The organism is Nocardia sp. NPDC051833 (assembly GCF_040681225.1).
GTDB lineage: Bacteria > Actinomycetota > Actinomycetes > Mycobacteriales > Mycobacteriaceae > Nocardia.
On record NZ_JBFAYK010000003.1, the window covers coordinates 190629 to 209580 of the forward strand.

The following is an 18952-nucleotide window of genomic DNA, read 5'->3' on the forward strand; positions in this document are numbered from 1 at the left end:
ATCGATTCGAGAAGCGGCGGATCACCCCGCCATGTATCCGCCGTCCACGACGAACTCGCCGCCGGTGGCGTAGGCGGCACGGTCCGACAGCAGCCACACCGCCATCTCCGCGATATCCGCGGGCGCGGCGAGCCGGGCCGCGGGAATGCGCGCCATGATGGTGTCGCCGCTGCGACGCTTGGCGTCCTTCATCAGGTCGGTGTCGGTGTAGCCGGGGCATACCGCGTTGATCCGGACGGCCGGGGCGTACTCGATCGCGGCGGTCTTGGTCAGGCCGATGACGCCGTGTTTGGCTGCCGAGTACCCGGCGGTGGTCTTGAATCCGGTCAGCCCCGCCAGCGACGCGGTGTTCACGATCGCCCCGCCGCCCTGCGCCACCATCTGCGTCAATTCCGCACGCAGACAGAGCCATACGCCCTTGAGGTTCACCGCGATCGCCCGATCGAAGGCGTCTTCGTCCCACTCGGCGACGCGTCGTCCGCCCTGGCCGATCTGTCCGCCGCTGACCCCGGCGTTGTTGAACGCACCGTCGAGGCGGCCGTACTCGGCGACCACCGCGGCCACCATCGCGGTCACGGCCGCGCCGTCGGTCAGGTCGGCGGGCACCGTGAGGGCCTCGCCGCCGGCGGCGCGCACCCGCTCCGCCGTGGCTTCCACGCCGTCCTTCGAGACATCGGTCAGCGCGAGGCGCGCGCCTTCCCGCGCGGCCAGCAGCGCTGTCGCCGTACCGATTCCGCCCGCCGCGCCCGTGATGAGCACGGTCTTCCCGTCGAGCAACAGTCCTGACATCGGTGTTTTCCTTTCGAGAGCTGGAACGGGACGGATCAGCCGACGCGCGAGGCGGGCCAGTCCCTGGCCGGGGCGCGCCACGCGGGCCAGTGGTCCGCTGGCTCGGGGCGCGTCACCGAGACGTGGTGGAAGCACGTCTGGCACTTGACCACCATGCGCGGACCGAGGAAGTTGGCGACGGGATAGCGCGCCAGCTTCTCCGCGCCACACGCGGGGCACGCGCCGTCGACGGGAACGCGTTCGACGTACACGCGCTCGGTGTCGGGGCGGGGGAACAGAAGACGATCGACTGCCATGAGAGTGTCCTTCGCTCAGAGGGTCCAGGTGAGGGGAGTGGCGACCGGCACCTGCCAGCGGCCCTTCGCGCGGTCGGTGGCCAGCCGGTCGCGCAGGGTCGCTGTCGCGCGCTCGTCGACCGCGCCGTCGCTGATCACGACTCCGTAAGCGGCGGCGGCGAATTCGGTGCTGACCAGCCCGGCGCGCACATCGGTGGCGACCCGGTCCGCCTCGCGGTCGAGCGGATCACCCCATCCGCCGCCACCGCCGATGACGAACCGCAGGGCATCACCGGCTTTCAGGATCAGCCCGGAGAACTTGCCGGTCCGATAGCGTGCGCCGCGCCCGAATTCGCCGTGGTTGGGATCGGGCCTGCCCTCGGCGTCGAACATGCCGAACAGCGGCTCGATGCCGCGCAGATCGAGTGGATCGCCGTGCCGGGCGAGATCGAAATCCTCGATGTACCAACCGAAGGCGGGAGCACCGGCGCCGCCGCCGCTGGATCCCGGTGCGCCGACCCGGATCCGGTCCGCGGTGACGGTCACCAGGGTGTCGGATTCGGCGTAGATCGAGTACACCGAACCCGCGCCGCCGCGATAGCGGCCCGCGCCCGCGGTGTCGACGACCATCTCGTGCTGGACCACCACCAGCGGACTCTCGATCTCCAGATGCTCCTGCACGGAGGTGCGGCAGTTGCCGATCGGGATCACACAGAAGGAGACGCCGTCCTCCTTCCAGGTGCCGCCCCAGCCGCCACCCGCCAGCGCGAACGCGCCCCACGGCGTGCCCTCGTGCCCGGGGCGGGTATCGATTCCACCCAGGCTCACCACCACGGCGGTGCCGGTGTCGCAGGCGAACGTCTCGTCGGTGGCCCGGCTCAGCGCCTGGGTGACCACATTGATCCCGCGCGCGCCGATGTCGGCGTGGTTGGAGCAACTCGACGGCGGCAGGACCTGGACCACGCTGCCCGACGGCAGCAGGGTCTCGATCGGCCGCAGCGTGCCGCTGTTGACCGGCGTGGACGGGTCGACCATCAGCTTGACCGCCTCGATGCAGCGGGTGGCCTCGCACCACGCGGTACCGCAGTTGCCCAGGGGCTGGCGGCCCGAGCCGGAGAAGTCGATCTCCATCGAATCGCCCCGGACCTTCACCGTCACGTGCACCGGGATCGCCTCGTCGCCGACACCGTCCTCGTCGAGGAAGTCCTCGGCGGTGTAGTCGCCGTCGGGAATGCTCGCGATGCCGCGCCGCATGCTCGCCTCGGTGGAGTCGATGGCGTACCGTCCGGCGGCGCGGACCTGATCGAGCCCGCTGCGGGCGATCAGGTCCTGGAGCTGGCGCTCACCCACGACCAGGCAGCCGTGCAGGGCGCGCAGATCACCGAGGACGAGCTGGGGGACGCGGTTGTTCTCGAGCAGGAAATTGAACGTCGGGCGCACCGGAACGTCGTTGGCGTACAACAGGGTCGGCGGCAGTTTGAGCTGTTCCTCGAAATGCGTCCGGGTGCCGTTGGAGAAGCCGCCGGGGATCGCGCCGCCGAGGTCGACCAGGTGCGAGGTCGAGTGCAGCAGGAACTCGACGCGGCCGTCGACGAAGATCGGTCGCAGCAGGTTCACGTCGGACTGGTGGATGGTGCCGCGCCACGGGTCGTTGACGAAGATGACGTCGCCGGGCTGCATCGTGTCGATGTCCCAGTCGTCCATCACGAAGTTCGCGATATGCGGTGCGGTGAAGGCGTGCTGCATGCAGCCCTCCCACAGCGCGACGGTCTCCCAGCCGTCGTCGGTGCGCATGTGGATGGCGCTGGTGCAGTCCAGGATGTCGCGGCAGACCGGTGAGAAGGCGCTGCGCATCAGCGAATCCAGCATCTCGCGGGCCACTTCGACGAGGCCGTAGCGCAGGATGTCGAGCTCGACGTCGACGGCGGGGCCCGGGGTTTCGGTGGTGATGGTCATGGGTGTGCTCCTCAGCGCTGCGGCTCGATGATGAGAGTGAGGTCGTCGTCCACGTGGGCCACCCGGCCGGGCAGCACCAGGGTGGTCGCGAACTTCTCGGCGATCAGGGCGGGGCCGGGCACCGGCTGATGCGGCGCGAGGCGTTCCCGGACGTGGATAGCGACCTCGACGGGTGTGGTGGTGCCCGGCACGGTCAGCGGGGTCGTGCGAAGGAAGGACTCGCCCGCCTCCGTGCTGCGGTCGGCGTCGCCGAGTTCACGCGGGAGCACCGCGGTCACCTCGACGGTGGACACCACGACGGGGATCTCCGGGGCCGCGAAACCGTAGGCCTGCCGGTAGAAGTCGTGGAACGCGGGGACCAGTTCGTCGACGCGGTCGGCGGTGACCGCGCCGGCGGCGATCGGCAGCCGGTTGTCCCAGGTCTGGCCGCGATACATCGCGAAGACGGCGCGTTCGAAGCGCAGCCGTGACACATCGATGCCCTGGTCGCGCAGGTCGGTCCTGATGCTGTCCTGGAGCGCGACGAACGCGGCCTCCACCGCGTCGGCCTGCGGGCGGGCCAGCGGCGTCATGATCGACTGCGCGCGGGTCACCATCAGATCGCTGCGCAGCAGCCCGAGCGCGGAGAACTGGCCGGGACTGCGCGGCACGATCACCGTGTCCAGCCCGAGGATCTGGCCGACCCGATCGGCGAGCATCGGCCCGGCCGACCCGGAGGGCTGCAACGCGAACTCCCGGACATCGAGACCGCGGTACACCGAGATGCTGCGCACCTTGGCCGCGATGTCCTGGCACGCGATTTCGTAGGCGGCGGAGGCGAGTTCGAGCGCCGACAGGCCCCACTGCTTGCCGGTCGTGCGCAGCGCATCCAGCGACGCGTCGACATCGAGCTGGATCGCGCCGTTGGCGAACAAGTCCGGTTGCAGGATGCCCAGGGCGGCGCACGCGTCGGTGAGCGTGGGCTCGACACCACCGCGCTGGTAGCAGACCGGGCCGGGATTCGACCCGGCCGAGGCGGGACCGACGGCGACGGCGCCGAGCGCGCTGGGCCGGATGAGGCTGCCCGCGCCGGAGCCGATGCTCTCGACATCGACCAGCGGCATGGTGAGCGTCAGGCCGGTCTCGAGCGTCCAGGTGTCGGTGAGCGGGGTCTTGCCGCCGCGGATCGCGGCCACATCGGTGCTGGTCCCGCCCACATCGATGGTGAGCAGGTCGAGCGCGCCGCTCTCGTTGGCCAGTTTGACGCTGCCGCTGACCCCACCGACCGGACCGGAGACCAGCTGGAAGACCGGCGCCTTGCTCGCGTCGGCGAAGGTCGCGACGCCACCGTTCATCATCATGATCCACAGGGTGCCGCGGTAATCCTGCTCGGCCAGCCGGGCCCGGAGCCGCTCCAGGTAGCCGACGACCGCAGGGCCGACATAGGCGTCCAGCGCCACGGTGGTGGTCCGCTCGTGCTCGCGGGTCACCGGGTACAGCGCCGAGGTCTGGATGTAGGCGCCGGGCAGCTCCTCGGCGACGATCTCGGCGGCGCGCCGCTCGTGCTCGGCGTTGATATAGGAGTTCATCAGGCACACCGCGACCGAGCGGGCACCCTGCTCGCCCAGGGCCCTGGCGGCCTTGCGGACCGCGTCCTCGTCGAGGGTCAGCAGTTCGGTGCCGTCGTAGCGCAGCCGGCCGGGCACACCGAAGCGCGACTCGCGCCGCACGATCGGGCGTTCCTGATGCGGCCGCAGCCAGGTGGGGTCGTAGAACCGGTCGCCGAACTCGCGGTGCATGCGACCGATGTCGAGCAGATCGCGATGGCCGCTGGTCGCGATCAGGCCGGTGTGCTCACCGGTCCGGCTGAGCAGGGCGTTGATGCCCACCGTGTGCCCGTGCACGATCTCGGCGACGTCGGGCACCGCGACGTCGATCGCCGCGAGCGCCTGCAGGACGCCGTTCTCCTGCTCCGGTGTCGACAGCACCTTGCCGTCGCGGATCTCCCCGGTGTTCTGGTGCACGCCGATGATGTCGGTGAACGTGCCACCCACATCGATGCCGACGATCCAGTCGGCTTCCCGTTCGCTCTGCGTCATACCCGCGCCTCCGTGCCGTGTGCGGCGGCGTGTGATCCGCCGCACTATGTCGCAGCTCACTCTCCCTTTCGGCGTGCGTCGCGACATCCCGCGCAGGTCATGCTTTTGTACGACCTTCGGACGACCCGGTGCGCTCAGGCGCGTGCCGAGTCGGTGCCCCGCAGCCAGATCGCGACCGCCTCGGCGCGATTGGCGGCGCCGAGCTTGCGCAGTACGCGCGTGATGTGGGTCTTCACGGTGCCCTCGGTGATGGCGAGTTTGCGGGCGATCCTGCCGTTGGAGTCGCCGTCGGCGAGCAGCCGCACGATCTGCACCTCCCGCCGGGTGAGCACGGTGTCGTCGGCGCGGCTCAGCGCCACCGACGCGGTGACCGGTGGCGCGGTCGATCGCCACCGGCCGAGTGCGCCGAGCTGACTGTGGATCGAGGAGATCCCTTCCAGCACACTGACTTTGGCGAGCTGCTGACTCACTCCGGTGGCGAACGCCGACAGCAGTCCCTGGTCGAAGTCGGTGAGCGCGCGGCGCTGGTGATAACAGTCGCCGTGCAGCATCCCGACGACGTCCCCGTCGACGATCAACGGCGCGATGCCGTACGACGAGGACTTCGTGACGGTCGCCAGCGGCCGGTTCACCCGCGGATTGTCCTGCACCTCGTGCACCAGTACCGCCCGCGCGCCGGCCACGGTGTCGTGCTCGACCAGCGCCTGGTCGAGCACGGGCGGGTTCTCCCGGCCGACGGCGACGATATCGGCCGCCCAGCGCGGATCGCGCACCACGAACATGGTGTGCAGTCGCCACGCGCCGTCGACGGTGGACACCAGTGCCCGATCGAAACCGAGTGCACACGTGGCCTCCGGGATCCGGGTCAGCAGGGTGTCCACGCTGGTCGCGGCGCCGAGGTCGGCCAGCGCGGCGTGCACGGCCGATACCTGCCGGGTCCGGTCCGCGAGCCGCGCCCGCGAGCGCATCGATTCCGCGGCCCTGATCCGCTCGAGCATCCCGATCAGCGCGGTCAGCCGGCCCGCGGACGGCTCCACCACTCGGGATTCGTGGAGCGCCGCGGCGGTCACCTCGTCCCAGAGACCGTCGAGGGTCTCGTCCGTGCGCCGCGGCTCGTCCGGCTCCCGGTCGAGCAGCGCGCTCGCCTGCCCGGTGATCTCGGTGATCTCGGCCGCCAGCTCAGCGGCACGCCACTGTATCGATGAACTGCCCATGTCCAACTCCCGTGATTCAACTCACGTCCAGCATAATATAAAGAATTTCGGGCGATAGGGATCGGTATGGCGCAGGACAGTGATGCGGGTAGTCGACTACGCGTGAGGTGATCGGGCGTGCCGACGACGATGGCGTGCACATCCACCGCACAGCCAGGTCCCGGGAGTGATCGCCATGACTGCCACCCACACACCGTCGACAGCCGTGAGTTCGGCGAGCGAAGCCGTGCCGAGGGCCGGGTACGAGCCGGGGTTCCTCGCCACCAGGATCGAGGTGCCCGAACTCGACGCCGAGGTCGGCGGCGACGCGGTGCGCCTCGACGGGTCGGCGGTCATCCGGTACACCCATTTCTCGCTGGCGCTCAGTGCGGCGCGGCGCTTCGCCTTCTGGGTGGCGTGGAACATCGACGGCGCGTCGATGAAGCGCATCGACCGGACCGGCATCGAATTCGTCAAGGACCCGCGGCTGCCGGCCGATGCGCAGGTGGGCAACGAGCTCTACCTGCGTAATCGGCTCGATCGGGCGCATCTCGCGCGGCGTGCCGACCTGCTGTGGGGGAGCATGCCCGAAGCCGAGAAGGCCAATGTCGACTCGTTCTTCTACACCAACATCACCCCGCAGATGGACGACTTCAATCAGAGCAGCCGCAACGGCGTGTGGGGACAGCTCGAGGACGCCGTCTTCGCCGATGTCGACATCGACGACCTGCGGGTGAGTGTCTTCGGCGGACCGGTGTTCGCCGCCGACGACCGCGTCCACCGGGGCGTGGCGTTGCCCCGCGAGTACTGGAAGCTGATCTGCTTCGTCGAGGGTGGTCGGCTGAAGTGCCGTGCCTTCCTGCTGTCGCAGCGGCTCGACCACCTCGAGGCGCTCGAGCTCGACGAGTTCCGGGTCTTCCAGGTGGCGGTGACCGAGCTGGAGCAGCGGACTCGCCTGCGCTTCCCGGACGCCGTGCGCGCCGCCGACACCGTGCCGGTCACCGAGTCGGCCGCACCGCGCGCGCCGCTGACCTCCACCGCCGACATCACCTGGTGACGGCCGAGGCGCACACGCTTCTACGATGGAGCGATGATTGCCGCGGTCCTGTCGTTCACTCTCGCCGCGGTCGTGCTGGTACTGCTGCCGGGCCCGGACACGCTGGTCGTGGTACGCAGCCTCGTCCGGGGCGGCCGCCGGGCCGGGATCCGCACGGCCGCGGGGGTGCTGTGCGGGCTGACGGTCTGGGTCGTCGCCGCGGTGCTCGGACTCTCGGCGCTGCTGCGCGCCAGCGAAGTCGGGTACGAGGCGCTCAAGATCGTCGGCGCCTGCTATCTGGTGTGGATCGGGGTGCAGTCGCTGAAGGCGCTGCGGCGGCCCGTCGGCGCGGGCGTGCTCGATCCGTCGGGGTCGACGGCGCCGCTGGACCGGGTGGGCAATTTCGGCGCGGGCTTCCTGACCGACATCCTGAACCCGAAGATCGGTGTCCTGTTCGTCAGCTTCCTGCCCGGGTTCGTCCCCGACGGATACTCGCCGGTGTGGACGACCCTGGGGTTGGGCGCGGTGTATATCGTGCTGACCGCCCTGTACTGCGCCGCGCTCGTGGTCGCCGCGGGCTCGATCTCGACCTGGATGCAGACCGAGCGCATCCGCCGCCGCATCGACGCGCTCACCGGGCTGGTGCTGGTCGGGTTCGGCGTGCGCCTGGCGACCGAATCCTGACCGCGCTCAGTGAACCCGTTCGTCCGGCGTCGGTTCCGGCTCCGGGGGATGACGTTGCAGTTCCAGCCAGTAGCTGATCACCACCACGGCGTAGCCGGACACCAGTGAGCCCACGGCCAGTGCACAGAGCCCGCCGATCACGGCCAGCGCTGTCACCACGTCCCTCCCGACCGGCCGTGGCGGTCTCCGCGCAGCCGATCCGATCGAGCGCGCTTGGCCGCATCCGCCAGATCGGCGATATCGAACGCCAGCGAGCGGCCCTCCTGCACCAGCTCGCGACCCGAATCGGTAGCTGTGCGCCGGATTTCGCGTTGATGCGCGGCCACCGCGGCCCCCACCTCCCTGGCGAATTCGCCGAACGCCGCCAGATCCCGCGCGGCCAGCTCGACCCATTCGCCTACTACCGTTGACACCAGCAACTTCATCGTCGCCACCCCGCCGGAATATTGAGTGAACAGTTGTGCACTGACATCACTACGCTATCCGGTAACGGAGGTACCGGCAAGTTCTACCAGGCGCCGGAGCGACGACGCAGTCCCGGTGCCCGGCACCGGGACTGCGTGTCGGCGGCGGGATCAGGGCAGGGGAACCCAGGTGCCGAAGAACCAGAAGCCGTGCTGGGGCGCCTGGTCGCGGTGTTCGGGGCGGTGTTCCTGCTGCGGGCGGTGTTCCTGCTGGGCCTCCGGTCGCGGCTGGTCGTGTCCACCGGGATCGGCACTCGCGACGCCCGCCGCCGCACCTGCCACCCCGACGGCGAGGGTGCCTGCGACCGCGGTCTTGGCCAGTGTCGACTTGATGCTCATGCGGATTCCTCCTGTCGTTCGACCCGGGGGAGTGGGTCGGCGGTCAGCGGTGTGCTGAACCGATAGGAGAAACCCTCGTCCCCGAAACTGGGGACGCGGTGGGCCGTGGGTGTGGGTGAGCTGTGAATCCGACGCGCAGTGGACTCCAGGCGCGGACGCTCAGGGCATCTCGACGGTCTCGGCCCTGGCGATCTCGGTGATGGCGCGCAGCACGGACTCCCGGGCGGGCACCCGTGCGGTGGTGGCGAGGTGGTCGATCAGCAGGATCGCCGCGGGCCGGGGGTCGGTCGGCGGGCGGTCCTCGCCCTCGTCGATGCCCAGCGCGCCGGTCAGCGCGCCGACGACAGCGGCCGGGTCCAGGCGCGGCAGCCAGACCACCGACCGCCGTACCACCGCCTCGAGGACCACGCGGACATCCTCGCCGGTGAGACCGTCCGGATGGGCGATCTCGAGCAGTTCCCGCACCACCGCCGCGAGCACCGCGCTCACCTGATCGGCAGGCAGTTCGGCGAGATCGCCGGTCGCGGCGCCGAATCCGGGCTCGTCGGCGGCCTGCGCGGCGAGCAGGGCGGCCTCGATCGCGGTCGCGATCGCGTGGGCCGGTGCGGGCCACTCGGTCGGCCACATGGCGCTGTCCTCCTCGCGGGTCGATACGCCGCGCACGTCCTGGCGCGGGCAGGTGCCAGCGTAGCGAGCGCCGGTGGTGGGCTGGCGAGGTACGGTGCGAGCCACCGGGATCGGTTATCCTGGAAGCGATCTCAGGAAGGCTTCGCATGCCCATCAGATTCCGTCAGCGCAAGTCGTTCGGCCCGCTGAAATTCAACTTCACCGAATCCGGCCTCTCCTCGTGGAGCATCAAGATCGGCCCGTGGACCTGGAACTCGCGCACCAGGAAGAACAGCGTCGACCTGCCAGGTCCGCTGAGCTGGCGCCAGCGCTGACCCACGCCCAGCGGTAGCGTCAGCCGGCGAGAGGGGTCGGCTGGTTGACGATCTGCGTCATGATCGCGACCGCGTGGGTGAGCACGGTGAGGTCCTCGTCGGAGAGCTTGGACAGCTGCTCGGTCAGCCACTCCTCACGGGCCTGGGCCTCGTCGGAGAGCAGGGCCAGGCCGGATTGTGAAGCGGCGATGATGATCTGACGGCCGTCGGTCGGATGCGGGGACCGCTCCACCAGGTTCATATCGGTGAGCGAGGCGATGACGCGGGTCATCGACGGCGGCTGCACGCATTCCCGGCCCGCCAGCGTGCCCGGTGTCATCGCGCCCTCCCTGGCCAGCGTGGACAGCGCCGAGAGCTGCGTCAGGGAGATGTGCGGATCGGCGCGCCTGCCGCGCAGGCGCCGCGCGAGCCGGACGGTGGACAGGGAAAGGTCACCGGCGAGAGCGCGGGTGTCCGGCAGAGGCGTGGTCATACCCATGAACTTTACGAACAAAACCTCCTCGGCGGCTACCGATCGGGGGGACCGGGGGCGAGACCCCCGGCACACCGCCGCCGACAGGGGAGCTCAGCTCGCGGCCGGGCCGTAGTCGAGGTGGACGACGCCGTTGTCGTAGACGTCGGTCGAGAGCAGCGCGAGGGGGGTCTGTTCGCCGTCGACGAAGAACCGCTCGCCGGTGCCGAGCGCGATGGGGTACACGAACAGGTGCAGGTGGTCGACCAGGCCGTCGCGCAGCAGCGCGCGGACCAGCGTGCCGCTGCCGCTGATGTAGATGGTGCCCTCGGTCTCGTCCTTGAGCTTGCGGATCACGTCGGCGTCGTAGGCGCCGAGGCGCACGCTGTTGGCCCACTCCTCCTTGGGCTCCTGCGATCCGACGATGTACTTGGTGGTCTCGTTGAAGAACGGGGCACCCGGGTCGTCGTCGACCGTGCGGGTCGACCACGCGGGGGCGAACATCTCGAAGGTGTTGCGGCCGAGCAGGATCGCGGTCGCGTCGCCGGTGATCGCGCCGAGGGTCTCGCCCATCTTCGGATCGAATCCGTAGGCGACGGTGAACGACGGGTCGTCGTACATGCCGTCGAGCGCGATGAACTCGTGTACTGCGATGCTGCCCATGATGGTGTCCCTTCGGTGGTTGTCGTCAGCGGTGCTTCGCTGTCGAAAACTACCTTGCCGGAACCGCCTTACGGTTTGTTTACGGTGGCGCGCTGGCAATCGGAAACGGTGCGCGGCAGCGCCGGAAGACCCCGGACAGAACAGTCCCCGGTAGCCTCGATCGTCACCACGAACCTCAGTCGTCGCTGACTGTTCTGGTACCCGATCGGCTTGCCGGGGGCCTGGGCCGGAGCCTGGGAATCAGTCACCACTGTCGACAGACGTCTCCGTCGGCTGCGCGGCTATTTTCCGGTGTTCCGGTATGTATCCAGTCTTCTCCGGATTTCGCCGCTGTCAATACCTGCGCCTACCCCAATATGGCGGAAAAAGGGCATTGTGCGGAGGGTGGGCGTGGAGGACAGTGGGTATGTCCGGTGGTGCCCACCGGGGCGCCGCCTTTACCCAGGTAGGAGGTGGCTCGTGTACGCACGTTCAAGCACAATCGCGGCTCAGCCGTCGTCGATCGACGGCGGGATCGCATACCTCCGCAACGACATCATGCGGAATCTGCCCGAAGTCGAGGGCTGGGTCGGTCTGTCGCTGATGGTGGACAGGGCGACAGGACGCTGTATCGCGACGACCGCGTGGGAATCCGAGGAGATGATGCAGGCCAGCAGGCCGCGCGTCCAGATGTGGCGAGACGGCCTGGCCCAGGCGCTGAACGGGCCGGTGGACAAGGTCGAGGAATGGGAAGTGGCGGTCATGCACCGCGATCACCTGGCCGGCGCGAACGCGTGCACCCGGTGCACGTGGGTGCAGGTCGACCCGTCCGCGGTCGACGGCACGATCGAGACGTTCAAGGCACAACTGCTGCCGGAATTCGAGAAGCTCGACGGCTTCCGCAGCGCCAGCCTGTTCGTGGACCGGGCGACCGGCCGCGGTGTCGGCTCGACCGTCTGGGCGAGTCGCGAGGAGCTCGACAGCAGCCGTGAGCACGCGGACCGGATCAGGGCGATGGCGACCCGGGTCACGGGCGCGCGCATCGTCGACGTGGCCGAATTCCGGCTGGGATTCGCGCACCTGCGGGTGCCCGAGATGGTCTGAATCCCGATCACCGCACGGCGCGCCCGTACCGTGGACGCCATGGGCGAACGTGTGGTGGTCATCGGTGGCGACGCGACGGGAATGGCCGCCGCGTCGCAGGCCCGCAGACTGCGTGGCGCCGACGAGCTCGAGATCGTGGTGTTCGAGAAGGGGTATCACGCCTCGTATTCGGCGTGCGGCATCCCCTACTGGGTGAGCGGGGACGTCGGCGAGGTCGACGACCTGATCGCCCGCACGCCCGCCGAACACCGCGATCGCGGGATCGACCTGCGCCTGCGGACCGAGGCGATCGAGATCGATCCGGCCGGTCGCCGGGTGCGCGCGCGTGATCTCGGCACCGGCGCGGAATCCTGGACCGACTACGACGACCTCGTGCTGGCGACCGGCGCGACACCCGTGCGGCCACCGCTGCCCGGAATCGATGCCGACGGCGTGTACGGCGTGCAGACCCTCGACGACGGGCAGGCCCTCATCGACGGGCTCGCGGCGGCGCCGGGGCGCGAAGCGGTGGTCGTCGGCGCCGGGTACATCGGCGTCGAGATGGCCGAGGCGCTGGTGGTGCGCGGATTCCGGGTCACCATGGTCACCCGGGGTGCCGAACCGATGTCCTCGCTCGATCCCGATATGGGCGCGCTGGTGCGAAAGGCCATGGAGGGGATGGGCATCCGGGTCGTGCCCGACGCGGAGGTCACCGGGCTGCCGACCGGCGCGGACGGCCGGGTCCGCGCAGTGGCGACCGCCGACGCCGAGTATCCGGCCGACGTGGTGGTCCTCGGGATCGGCGTGCGCCCGGCCACCGACCTCGCGCGCCGCGCCGGGCTGCCCCTGGGCGAATCCGGCGGTCTGCTCACCGATCTGGCGCAGCGGGTGCGCGGATACGACGAGATCTGGGCGGGCGGGGATTGCGTCGAGGTGCTCGATCTGGTGTCGGGGACCTCGCGCTATGTGCCGCTGGGCACCCACGCCAACAAGCACGGCCAGGTCATCGGATCCGGTGTCGGCGGTGGCTACGCCACCTTTCCCGGTGTCGTCGGTACCGCGATCAGCCGGGTGTGCGATCTGGAGGTGGCGCGCACCGGCCTGCGGGAGAAGGACGCCGCACGCGCGGGGTTGCAGTTCCACGCCGTCACCATCGAATCCACCGGCCGCGCCGGCTATTTCCCCGGCGCGGCCCCGATGACGGTGAAGATGCTCGCCGAACGCCGCACCGGCCGGCTGCTCGGCGTGCAGATCGTCGGCCGCGACGGCGCCGCCAAGCGCATCGACACCGCGGCCGTCGCGCTCACCGCGCGGATGACGGTGGAGCAGGTGATCTCGCTCGATCTCGGCTACGCGCCGCCGTTCTCCCCGGTTTGGGACCCCATCCTGGTCGCAGCGCGTGCCGCGGCCCGCGCGGTGGTGCGCGGCTAGCGACACCTCAGCCGGACTGGGTCGCCAGGTAGATGAGCAGGGTCAGTCCCAAGGCGAGGGCGCCGAGCACCCCGCCGACCAGGGTGTCGGCGCGATTGTCGGCCTCGCCGCGTTCGATGCGGTCCCAACCGAAGAAAGCCGCCGTCACCGCCGCCACGGCGGTCGGCGCCGCCAGGAATTCACCGGCGAAGGGGATGAACGAGAGCACGAACGCGACGATGCCGAGCACCAGCGCCAGCAGTCCGACACCGTTGCGCGGGGGCGGCGGGACCTCGGGGTCGGGCATGCCACGAGGCTAGCCGGTGTCGCGGCCCGGCGTGGTCCCAGCCGACGCCGGACCGCGCGTCAGGAGAACACAGCGACCAGGAAGTCCGAGTCGTCGGCGAACGGCCGCAGATCCCAGGTCGACAGCAGCAGATCGACGGTGAGACCGGCGGATTCGGCATCGGCCAGGAATTCGGTGAACGCGTAGCCCCGGTCGGCGCCGAATCCGACGACCACCCGGCCGCCCGGACCGCGATGCCGGGCGAAGGCCGTCAGCACCGCCGACCGGGTGGCCGGCGCGAGGAAGGTCATCACATTGCCGGCGCACACGATCACGTCGAAGTCCCGGGTGGGCAGATCCAGTTCGGCGAGGTCACCGACCAGCCAGGTCGGGCCGGGATGATCCGCGCGCGCCGCCTCGATCAGCACCGGATCGCCGTCGACGCCGACCACGGTGTGCCCGGCCTCGTGCAGGTAGCCACCGATCCGGCCCGCGCCGCAGCCCGCGTCGAGCACCCGGCGCCCGCGCCCGAGCATCGCGTCGATCAGGCGTGCCTCACCGACGATGTCCTCGCCCGCGGCCGCGAGGCTGCGGAAACGCTCCACGTACCAGCTCGAATGCGCCGGGTCGGCGGCGGTGAGCTCGTCCCAGCGGCTGGGGGTGCGCTTGCTCGGCGACGCGCTCATGCTCGGGTCCTCCTCGGGTCGACCCGCTCGACCCTACGCCGACCGCGATCACTGACTCGGCTGCGGCAGCGTGCACGCGGAGATCCGGGGGTTGGCGCCCAGATAGTTGAGTGGTCCGGCGAGGACGGTGACGCCGATCGTGCCCAGCCCGCCGCAGTCGGTCGGCGGATTCGCGAAGTACTGGCGTTGCGACGCCGCCAGCAACCCGAGCCCGAACCAGACCAGCATCAGCGTCGACAGGAGGAACTTGGCGATCTGGTGCGATGGCCGAGCGTGGATCTCTCGAACCTCGCGAATCTCTCGATTCCGTCGATTCCGGCGACCGCTCATCGTCATCGCGTCCTTCCCGTTTCCGAGTAGCTCGCTGATACTCCCTGTGACCAGGGCCGATCCTGTGGAACCACCGACACGCGCGACGCTCAGTGCTATCAACAGTGCAGCCCGGCGCCCGGACAGTCAACCGTTACGGGGTGTCGCGGCGGGCGGATCCGGCCGCCGCGGAAAAGTGGTGGTCAAATCCCACGACTCGGCGGGGTTGTGGGACAGAATGTCGCCATGCGGACATTTGCCGGGATGTTGCACGCTGTTGTCGCCGGAGTTCTGGTCGTCGCCGCTGGTCACGGGGTCGCGGGCGCCGCGCCGTCGGGCAGCGCCGCGCTCGACCAGCTGCCCTGGACCGTCGGTCCGGAGGGAGTGCAGGCCACCGGGGCCGCGCTGGCCGACGGGCTCACCGGAACGGTGGTGTGGTCGCGCAACGCGCACACCCCGGTCCCGATCGCCAGCATCACCAAGGTGATGACGGCCATCGTCGTGATCGCGGGCAACGACCTCGAACGGCCCGTGACGGTGCCGAACGAGGCGTTCGCCTACTGCGCCAGGCACAACGGCAGCACCGCGGGCCTGGCGCCGGGCGAGGTGCTCACCGCGCGCCAGCTCCTGTACGGGCTGATGCTGCCGTCGGGCTGCGACGCGGCGTACGCGGTTGCCGAGTCCTTCGGGCCGGGGCAGGACGCGTTCATCGCGAAGATGAACGACACCGCGCGCCTGTTGGGTTTGGCGGGAACACAATTCACCGATCCCAGCGGACTGCCGAACCCCACCGACGACTCCACGCATTCGACCCCGGTGGACCTCGTCGCGATGGGCGTGCGCGCGATGAGCCTGCCGGTGTTCCGTGAGATCGTCGCCGCGCGTGACTATTTCGTGCCCGCCGGACCGGGGAACCGCGAGCACCGCTGGGAGACGACCAACCGGCTGCTGCGGGAATACCCGGGCACCATCGGCATCAAGACCGGCAACACCGACGCGGCGGGCCACTGCCTGCTGTTCGAGACGGTCCGGGCGGGCATCCCGGTGATCGGCGTGGTGCTGCACAGCTCGCCGCACAGCAGCGTCGCCGCGAAGGAAGACGCCGAGCGCCTGCTGAACTGGGCCTACGACCCGATCATGCGCGTGCTGCAACCGGCCTGACGACCAGCGCGCCGATGTCGGACGGTGTTCCTACACTGTCCGGCGTGACGCTCTCTCCCGCCGACCTCGTCGGCTACACCGAACGCGACCTCGACGCCGATCTCGCCCGCTGGTTCCCGGACGCCGAACCCGTCGTCGTCCCCGGCGGAACCCGTTCGGTCGCACCGTTTCTCGACCGGCTCGCGCCCGCCGACGCGGCCGCGCTCGCCGCCTTCGACCGCCGCGTCCGCTCCGGGCGGCTCCCGCAGTTCCTCGACATCTTCGACTGGTCCTACGCCTTCGATTTCGCCGCCAACGACTGCGGCATCCTCGACGCGGACTACACCACCGCGGTCACCGACGACGACGTGTTCTCCGTCGGCGCCGACGGCGGCGGCAATCTCTATGTCGTGCTCACCACCGGCCAGATCGCGGTGTGGTTCCACGAGGAGGAGGTGCTCGAGGGCGGCACCCGCTTCGACAACCTCGACGTGTTCCTCTGGTCGTACGTGCGCTACCGGGCGGTGCGCGCGGGCCGGCTCGCGCGCGCCGACGTCGAGGCCGATTTCACCGCGCTAGGCCAGGACGGCGCGCTCGCGCGGGATCTGGGTCTGCTGGCGATGATGTCCTAGCCGCCCGGCTCGCTCAGGCGCGCGGTGCCCCCGCGGTGAAGGCGTTGTAGAGGACGCTGAGATCGAGGGACTCGATCGGGCTGGTCGGCGGGCGCGGCGTGCGGTCGATCTGCCGGTGCAGGGCCTCCATCTTCTCGTCCAGCTGGGTCGCCACCTCGGCGGCCTGCGCGAGGTCGCTGCGCAGGTTCGGCGGCACCTCGCCCCGGTACTTGTAGTAGATCTTGTGCTCGAGGCTGGCCCAGAAGTCCATCGCGATGGTGCGGATCTGGATCTCGACCGGCACCCGCTGGGTGCGGTCGGAGCGGAACACCGGGATCGAGACGATCAGGTGCAGGCTCTGGTAGCCGTTCGGCTTGCGGTTCGTGATGTAGTCGCGCTCCTCGAGGACGGTGATGTCCTCCTGACCGGCCAGCATGTCCCGGATGGTGCCGATATCGGAGATGAAGCTGCACACCACCCGCACCCCGGCGATATCGAGCACGTTCTCCCTGATCGCGGCCAGGTTCATCGCGTAGTTCTTGCGCTGCACCTTCTCCAGCACGCTCTCCGGCGACTTGAGCCGGGAGCCGACGTGCTCGATCGGGTTGTACTCGTGGGTGTTGTTGAAGTCCTCGCGCAGGATGTTGATCTTGGTGGTGATCTCGTCGATCGCGAACTTGTAGCCGAGCATGAAGTCGACGAACTGTTCGCGCAGATCGCGGATGTCCTCGACGGTGGCGTGCGCTCCGTTCCCGGGCGGGCCGTCGTCGGCGTTGGGGTCGAGCTGCCAGGTTTTCATCGCCCTCCATTGTGCCCGCATCGCCGGGGTGCTCCGGCGGGCGCGGGTAGGGTCGGTGCCACCATGATGCTCACCGATCGCGTCGCGCGCGGGATCGCGTCCGGCGACGTGACCCACGTGTTCCGCCGCTGGGCCCGGCCACGGGTACGCGCCGGTGGCACGCTGCGCACCTCGGCGGGCACCGTCGAGATCACCGGGGTGGACCAGGTCGAAGCCGGTGCCATCACCGACGCGGACGCGCGCGCGGCGGGCGAGGCGGACGCCGACGCCGTGCTGGCGGCCTTTCGCGGCGCGGCGCACTATCCCGTCTTCCGGATCGCGGTCCGCTTTCTCGGTCCCGACGACCGGATCGCGCTGAGCGGCCGTACCGATCCGGACGCGCACGAGGTGGCCGAGATCACGGCGGCACTGGCGCGGTTGGACCGGGCCAGCCGACGGGGGCCGTGGACGGCCGCGGTCCTCGACGTCATCGTGGCCCACCCGGGTCGGCGGGCCGGTGACCTCGCGGATCTGCTCGGCCGGGACCGGGAATCGCTGAAGCTCGATGTCCGCAAGCTGAAGAATCTCGGTCTCACCCGCAGCCTGGAGGTCGGCTACGAGATCTCGCCGCGGGGGCAGGCGTATCTCCGCGCGACCGGGCGGTGATGGGAAGATACGCCGATGTTCCAGATATTGCTGGTCGGTGCGCTCCTCGGGCTCGTGCACTGGCTGCTGTACCGGCGGTTCGGCGTCGCCACCGGACTCGGCCGCGTCGCGCGCCGGGCGCTCGCGGTCCTGCTGGTGATCCTGTGGATTCCGCCGGTCGTCGCGGTCGGCGCGGGCAACGTCTACTCGCCGGAGCCGGTGCGGCCGATCGTGTGGTGGGGCGAGGTCTGGTTCGCGGTCATCTTCTACCTGCTGATCGGGCTGCTCGTGCTCGGCGTGGTGCTCGCGGTGGCCCGGCTGCTGAAGTTCCAGCACCGTCGCGGACTGACCCAGGTGGCCTCGGCGGTGCTGGTGGTGGCCTCACTGGGGACGGTCGCCTACGGCGTCACCGAGGCGAACGACCTGCGGGTGATCGAGACCGAGCTGTCCTTCGCCGACCTGCCCCGCTCGGTCGACGGGCTGCGGGTGGCGGTCGTCGCCGACATCCACGTCGGCGCGGCCCGTGGCGCCGGCTTCACCCAGCGGGTGGTCGACCTGGTCAATGCCCAGCAGCCCGATGTGATCGTGCTGCCCGGCGACCTGCTCGACGGCGCGGTTGCCTACGTCGGCCCCGATATCGACCCGCTCGCGGGGCTGCGCGCGAAGTACGGGAAGTTCGTCGTCGCGGGCAATCACGAAGGGTACGTGGACCGTCCGGACAACTGGCTCGACTACTACGACACCCTCGGGCTCACCACCCTGCGCAACAGCCACGTCCCGCTGACCGTCGGTGACGGCGCCATCGACATCGCCGGGGTCTACGACTTCGACGCCACCGATCCGGCGCCCGATGTCGACGCCGCCCTGGCCGGACAGCAGCCGGGCCGGTTCACGGTGCTGATCGCCCACCAGCCCCTACAGGGCACCGGGGCGAGCGAACGCGGCGTCGACCTGCAGCTGTCGGGACACACCCACGGCGGTCAGATGTGGCCGCTGAGGTACCCGGTCGGCTGGATCAACGGCACCGTCGCCGGCACGAGCCGCATCGGCGACATGCAGATGTACACCACCCGCGGTGTCGGCGCGTGGGGCCCGCCGGTGCGCGTCGGCGCGCCGCCGGACATCACCGTGGTGACGCTGCGGGCCCGCTGACGAT

The 18952-nt window shown here is 70.0% G+C and carries 24 protein-coding genes; 9 read left to right on the forward strand and 15 right to left on the reverse strand.

Annotation, left to right across the window (positions count from 1 at the left end; all coding sequences use genetic code 11):
- Positions 1-21: 21 nt before the first annotated feature.
- From AB0L91_RS25475 to AB0L91_RS25495, 5 genes are all read right to left on the reverse strand, one after another.
- Positions 22-789: an SDR family oxidoreductase gene (locus tag AB0L91_RS25475; RefSeq protein WP_365014074.1), complete on the reverse strand. Its 768-nt coding sequence runs from the start codon at positions 787-789 to the stop codon at positions 22-24.
- 35 nt (positions 790-824) lie between these two features.
- Positions 825-1085: a hypothetical protein gene (locus AB0L91_RS25480; protein WP_357348785.1), complete on the reverse strand. Its 261-nt coding sequence runs from the start codon at positions 1083-1085 to the stop codon at positions 825-827.
- A gap of 15 nt (positions 1086-1100) precedes the next feature.
- A complete protein-coding gene (locus AB0L91_RS25485) occupies positions 1101-3020 on the reverse strand; it encodes a hydantoinase B/oxoprolinase family protein (protein WP_365014078.1) in 1920 nt (639 codons plus the stop codon).
- An 11-nt stretch (positions 3021-3031) separates the two neighbouring features.
- Positions 3032-5098: a hydantoinase/oxoprolinase family protein gene (locus AB0L91_RS25490; RefSeq protein ID WP_365014081.1), complete on the reverse strand. Its 2067-nt coding sequence runs from the start codon at positions 5096-5098 to the stop codon at positions 3032-3034.
- 134 nt (positions 5099-5232) lie between these two features.
- Positions 5233-6312: a LuxR C-terminal-related transcriptional regulator gene (locus AB0L91_RS25495; RefSeq protein ID WP_357348791.1), complete on the reverse strand. Its 1080-nt coding sequence runs from the start codon at positions 6310-6312 to the stop codon at positions 5233-5235.
- A 205-nt stretch (positions 6313-6517) separates the two neighbouring features.
- On the opposite strand from AB0L91_RS25495, the gene AB0L91_RS25500 reads away from it, so the two are divergent.
- Together AB0L91_RS25500 and AB0L91_RS25505 are read left to right on the forward strand one after the other, a co-directional pair.
- Positions 6518-7348 (forward strand): DNA/RNA non-specific endonuclease, encoded by an 831-nt coding sequence (locus AB0L91_RS25500; protein WP_365014084.1) that lies wholly within the window; start codon positions 6518-6520, stop codon positions 7346-7348.
- Between the two features lie 33 nt (positions 7349-7381).
- On the forward strand, positions 7382-8011 hold the full coding sequence (locus tag AB0L91_RS25505) for a LysE family translocator (RefSeq protein ID WP_365014086.1): 630 nt from the start codon (positions 7382-7384) through the stop codon (positions 8009-8011).
- 6 nt (positions 8012-8017) lie between these two features.
- Here the strand turns inward: AB0L91_RS25505 and AB0L91_RS25510 are convergent, their stop codons facing one another.
- The 4 genes from AB0L91_RS25510 to AB0L91_RS25525 form a co-directional block, all read right to left on the reverse strand.
- On the reverse strand, positions 8018-8167 hold the full coding sequence (locus AB0L91_RS25510; protein ID WP_355282452.1) for a hypothetical protein: 150 nt from the start codon (positions 8165-8167) through the stop codon (positions 8018-8020).
- Positions 8164-8424: a hypothetical protein gene (locus AB0L91_RS25515; protein ID WP_365014089.1), complete on the reverse strand. Its 261-nt coding sequence runs from the start codon at positions 8422-8424 to the stop codon at positions 8164-8166. Before AB0L91_RS25515 ends, AB0L91_RS25510 begins: the two co-directional genes overlap by 4 nt.
- Positions 8425-8586: 162 nt before the next feature.
- Positions 8587-8814 (reverse strand): hypothetical protein, encoded by a 228-nt coding sequence (locus AB0L91_RS25520; protein ID WP_355282458.1) that lies wholly within the window; start codon positions 8812-8814, stop codon positions 8587-8589.
- Positions 8815-8973: 159 nt separating this feature from the next.
- Positions 8974-9546 (reverse strand): hypothetical protein, encoded by a 573-nt coding sequence (locus AB0L91_RS25525; protein WP_365014091.1) that lies wholly within the window; start codon positions 9544-9546, stop codon positions 8974-8976.
- Positions 9547-9587: 41 nt separating this feature from the next.
- Between AB0L91_RS25525 and AB0L91_RS25530 the strand changes: the two genes are divergently transcribed.
- The gene (locus AB0L91_RS25530; RefSeq protein WP_218721039.1) at positions 9588-9755 is read left to right on the forward strand and encodes a DUF4236 domain-containing protein; all 168 of its coding nucleotides are present in this window, start codon (positions 9588-9590) and stop codon (positions 9753-9755) included.
- 19 nt (positions 9756-9774) lie between these two features.
- On the opposite strand, the gene AB0L91_RS25535 is transcribed toward AB0L91_RS25530, so the two are convergent.
- Positions 9775-10227 carry a MarR family transcriptional regulator gene (locus tag AB0L91_RS25535; protein ID WP_357348805.1) on the reverse strand — a complete coding sequence of 151 codons (453 nt, stop codon included), beginning with the start codon at positions 10225-10227 and terminating at the stop codon, positions 9775-9777.
- A gap of 93 nt (positions 10228-10320) precedes the next feature.
- Positions 10321-10869, reverse strand: a complete 549-nt coding sequence (locus tag AB0L91_RS25540) for a dihydrofolate reductase family protein (RefSeq protein ID WP_365014094.1) — start codon at positions 10867-10869, stop codon at positions 10321-10323.
- Between the two features lie 459 nt (positions 10870-11328).
- Here AB0L91_RS25540 and AB0L91_RS25545 point away from each other — a divergent pair, with 459 nt between their 5' ends.
- The gene (locus AB0L91_RS25545; protein ID WP_365014097.1) at positions 11329-11952 is read left to right on the forward strand and encodes a hypothetical protein; all 624 of its coding nucleotides are present in this window, start codon (positions 11329-11331) and stop codon (positions 11950-11952) included.
- A gap of 39 nt (positions 11953-11991) precedes the next feature.
- Complete coding sequence (locus tag AB0L91_RS25550; RefSeq protein WP_365014100.1) at positions 11992-13362, forward strand: FAD-dependent oxidoreductase; 1371 nt, start codon at positions 11992-11994, stop codon at positions 13360-13362.
- Between the two features lie 7 nt (positions 13363-13369).
- On the opposite strand, the gene AB0L91_RS25555 is transcribed toward AB0L91_RS25550, so the two are convergent.
- The 3 genes from AB0L91_RS25555 to AB0L91_RS25565 are packed head-to-tail and all read right to left on the reverse strand — an operon-like array spanning position 13370 to position 14541.
- Positions 13370-13648, reverse strand: coding sequence for a hypothetical protein (locus tag AB0L91_RS25555; RefSeq protein WP_365014103.1), 279 nt, complete (start codon positions 13646-13648; stop codon positions 13370-13372).
- A gap of 59 nt (positions 13649-13707) precedes the next feature.
- Entirely contained in the window at positions 13708-14313 is a 606-nt protein-coding gene (locus AB0L91_RS25560; protein ID WP_357348813.1) for a class I SAM-dependent methyltransferase, read from the reverse strand.
- Between the two features lie 48 nt (positions 14314-14361).
- Positions 14362-14541, reverse strand: coding sequence for a hypothetical protein (locus AB0L91_RS25565; RefSeq protein ID WP_365014105.1), 180 nt, complete (start codon positions 14539-14541; stop codon positions 14362-14364).
- A gap of 327 nt (positions 14542-14868) precedes the next feature.
- Between AB0L91_RS25565 and AB0L91_RS25570 the strand changes: the two genes are divergently transcribed.
- The gene (locus AB0L91_RS25570; RefSeq protein ID WP_365014108.1) at positions 14869-15783 is read left to right on the forward strand and encodes a D-alanyl-D-alanine carboxypeptidase; all 915 of its coding nucleotides are present in this window, start codon (positions 14869-14871) and stop codon (positions 15781-15783) included.
- A 44-nt stretch (positions 15784-15827) separates the two neighbouring features.
- Positions 15828-16394: a hypothetical protein gene (locus AB0L91_RS25575; protein WP_365014109.1), complete on the forward strand. Its 567-nt coding sequence runs from the start codon at positions 15828-15830 to the stop codon at positions 16392-16394.
- Positions 16395-16407: 13 nt separating this feature from the next.
- Here AB0L91_RS25575 and AB0L91_RS25580 read toward each other — a convergent pair whose 3' ends face one another.
- Positions 16408-17172 (reverse strand): GTP pyrophosphokinase family protein, encoded by a 765-nt coding sequence (locus AB0L91_RS25580; protein WP_355282489.1) that lies wholly within the window; start codon positions 17170-17172, stop codon positions 16408-16410.
- 63 nt (positions 17173-17235) lie between these two features.
- Between AB0L91_RS25580 and AB0L91_RS25585 the strand changes: the two genes are divergently transcribed.
- Both AB0L91_RS25585 and AB0L91_RS25590 read left to right on the forward strand, forming a co-directional pair.
- A complete protein-coding gene (locus AB0L91_RS25585; RefSeq protein WP_365014113.1) occupies positions 17236-17817 on the forward strand; it encodes a hypothetical protein in 582 nt (193 codons plus the stop codon).
- Between the two features lie 15 nt (positions 17818-17832).
- Positions 17833-18948, forward strand: a complete 1116-nt coding sequence (locus AB0L91_RS25590; RefSeq protein WP_365014116.1) for a metallophosphoesterase — start codon at positions 17833-17835, stop codon at positions 18946-18948.
- Positions 18949-18952: the final 4 nt, after the last annotated feature.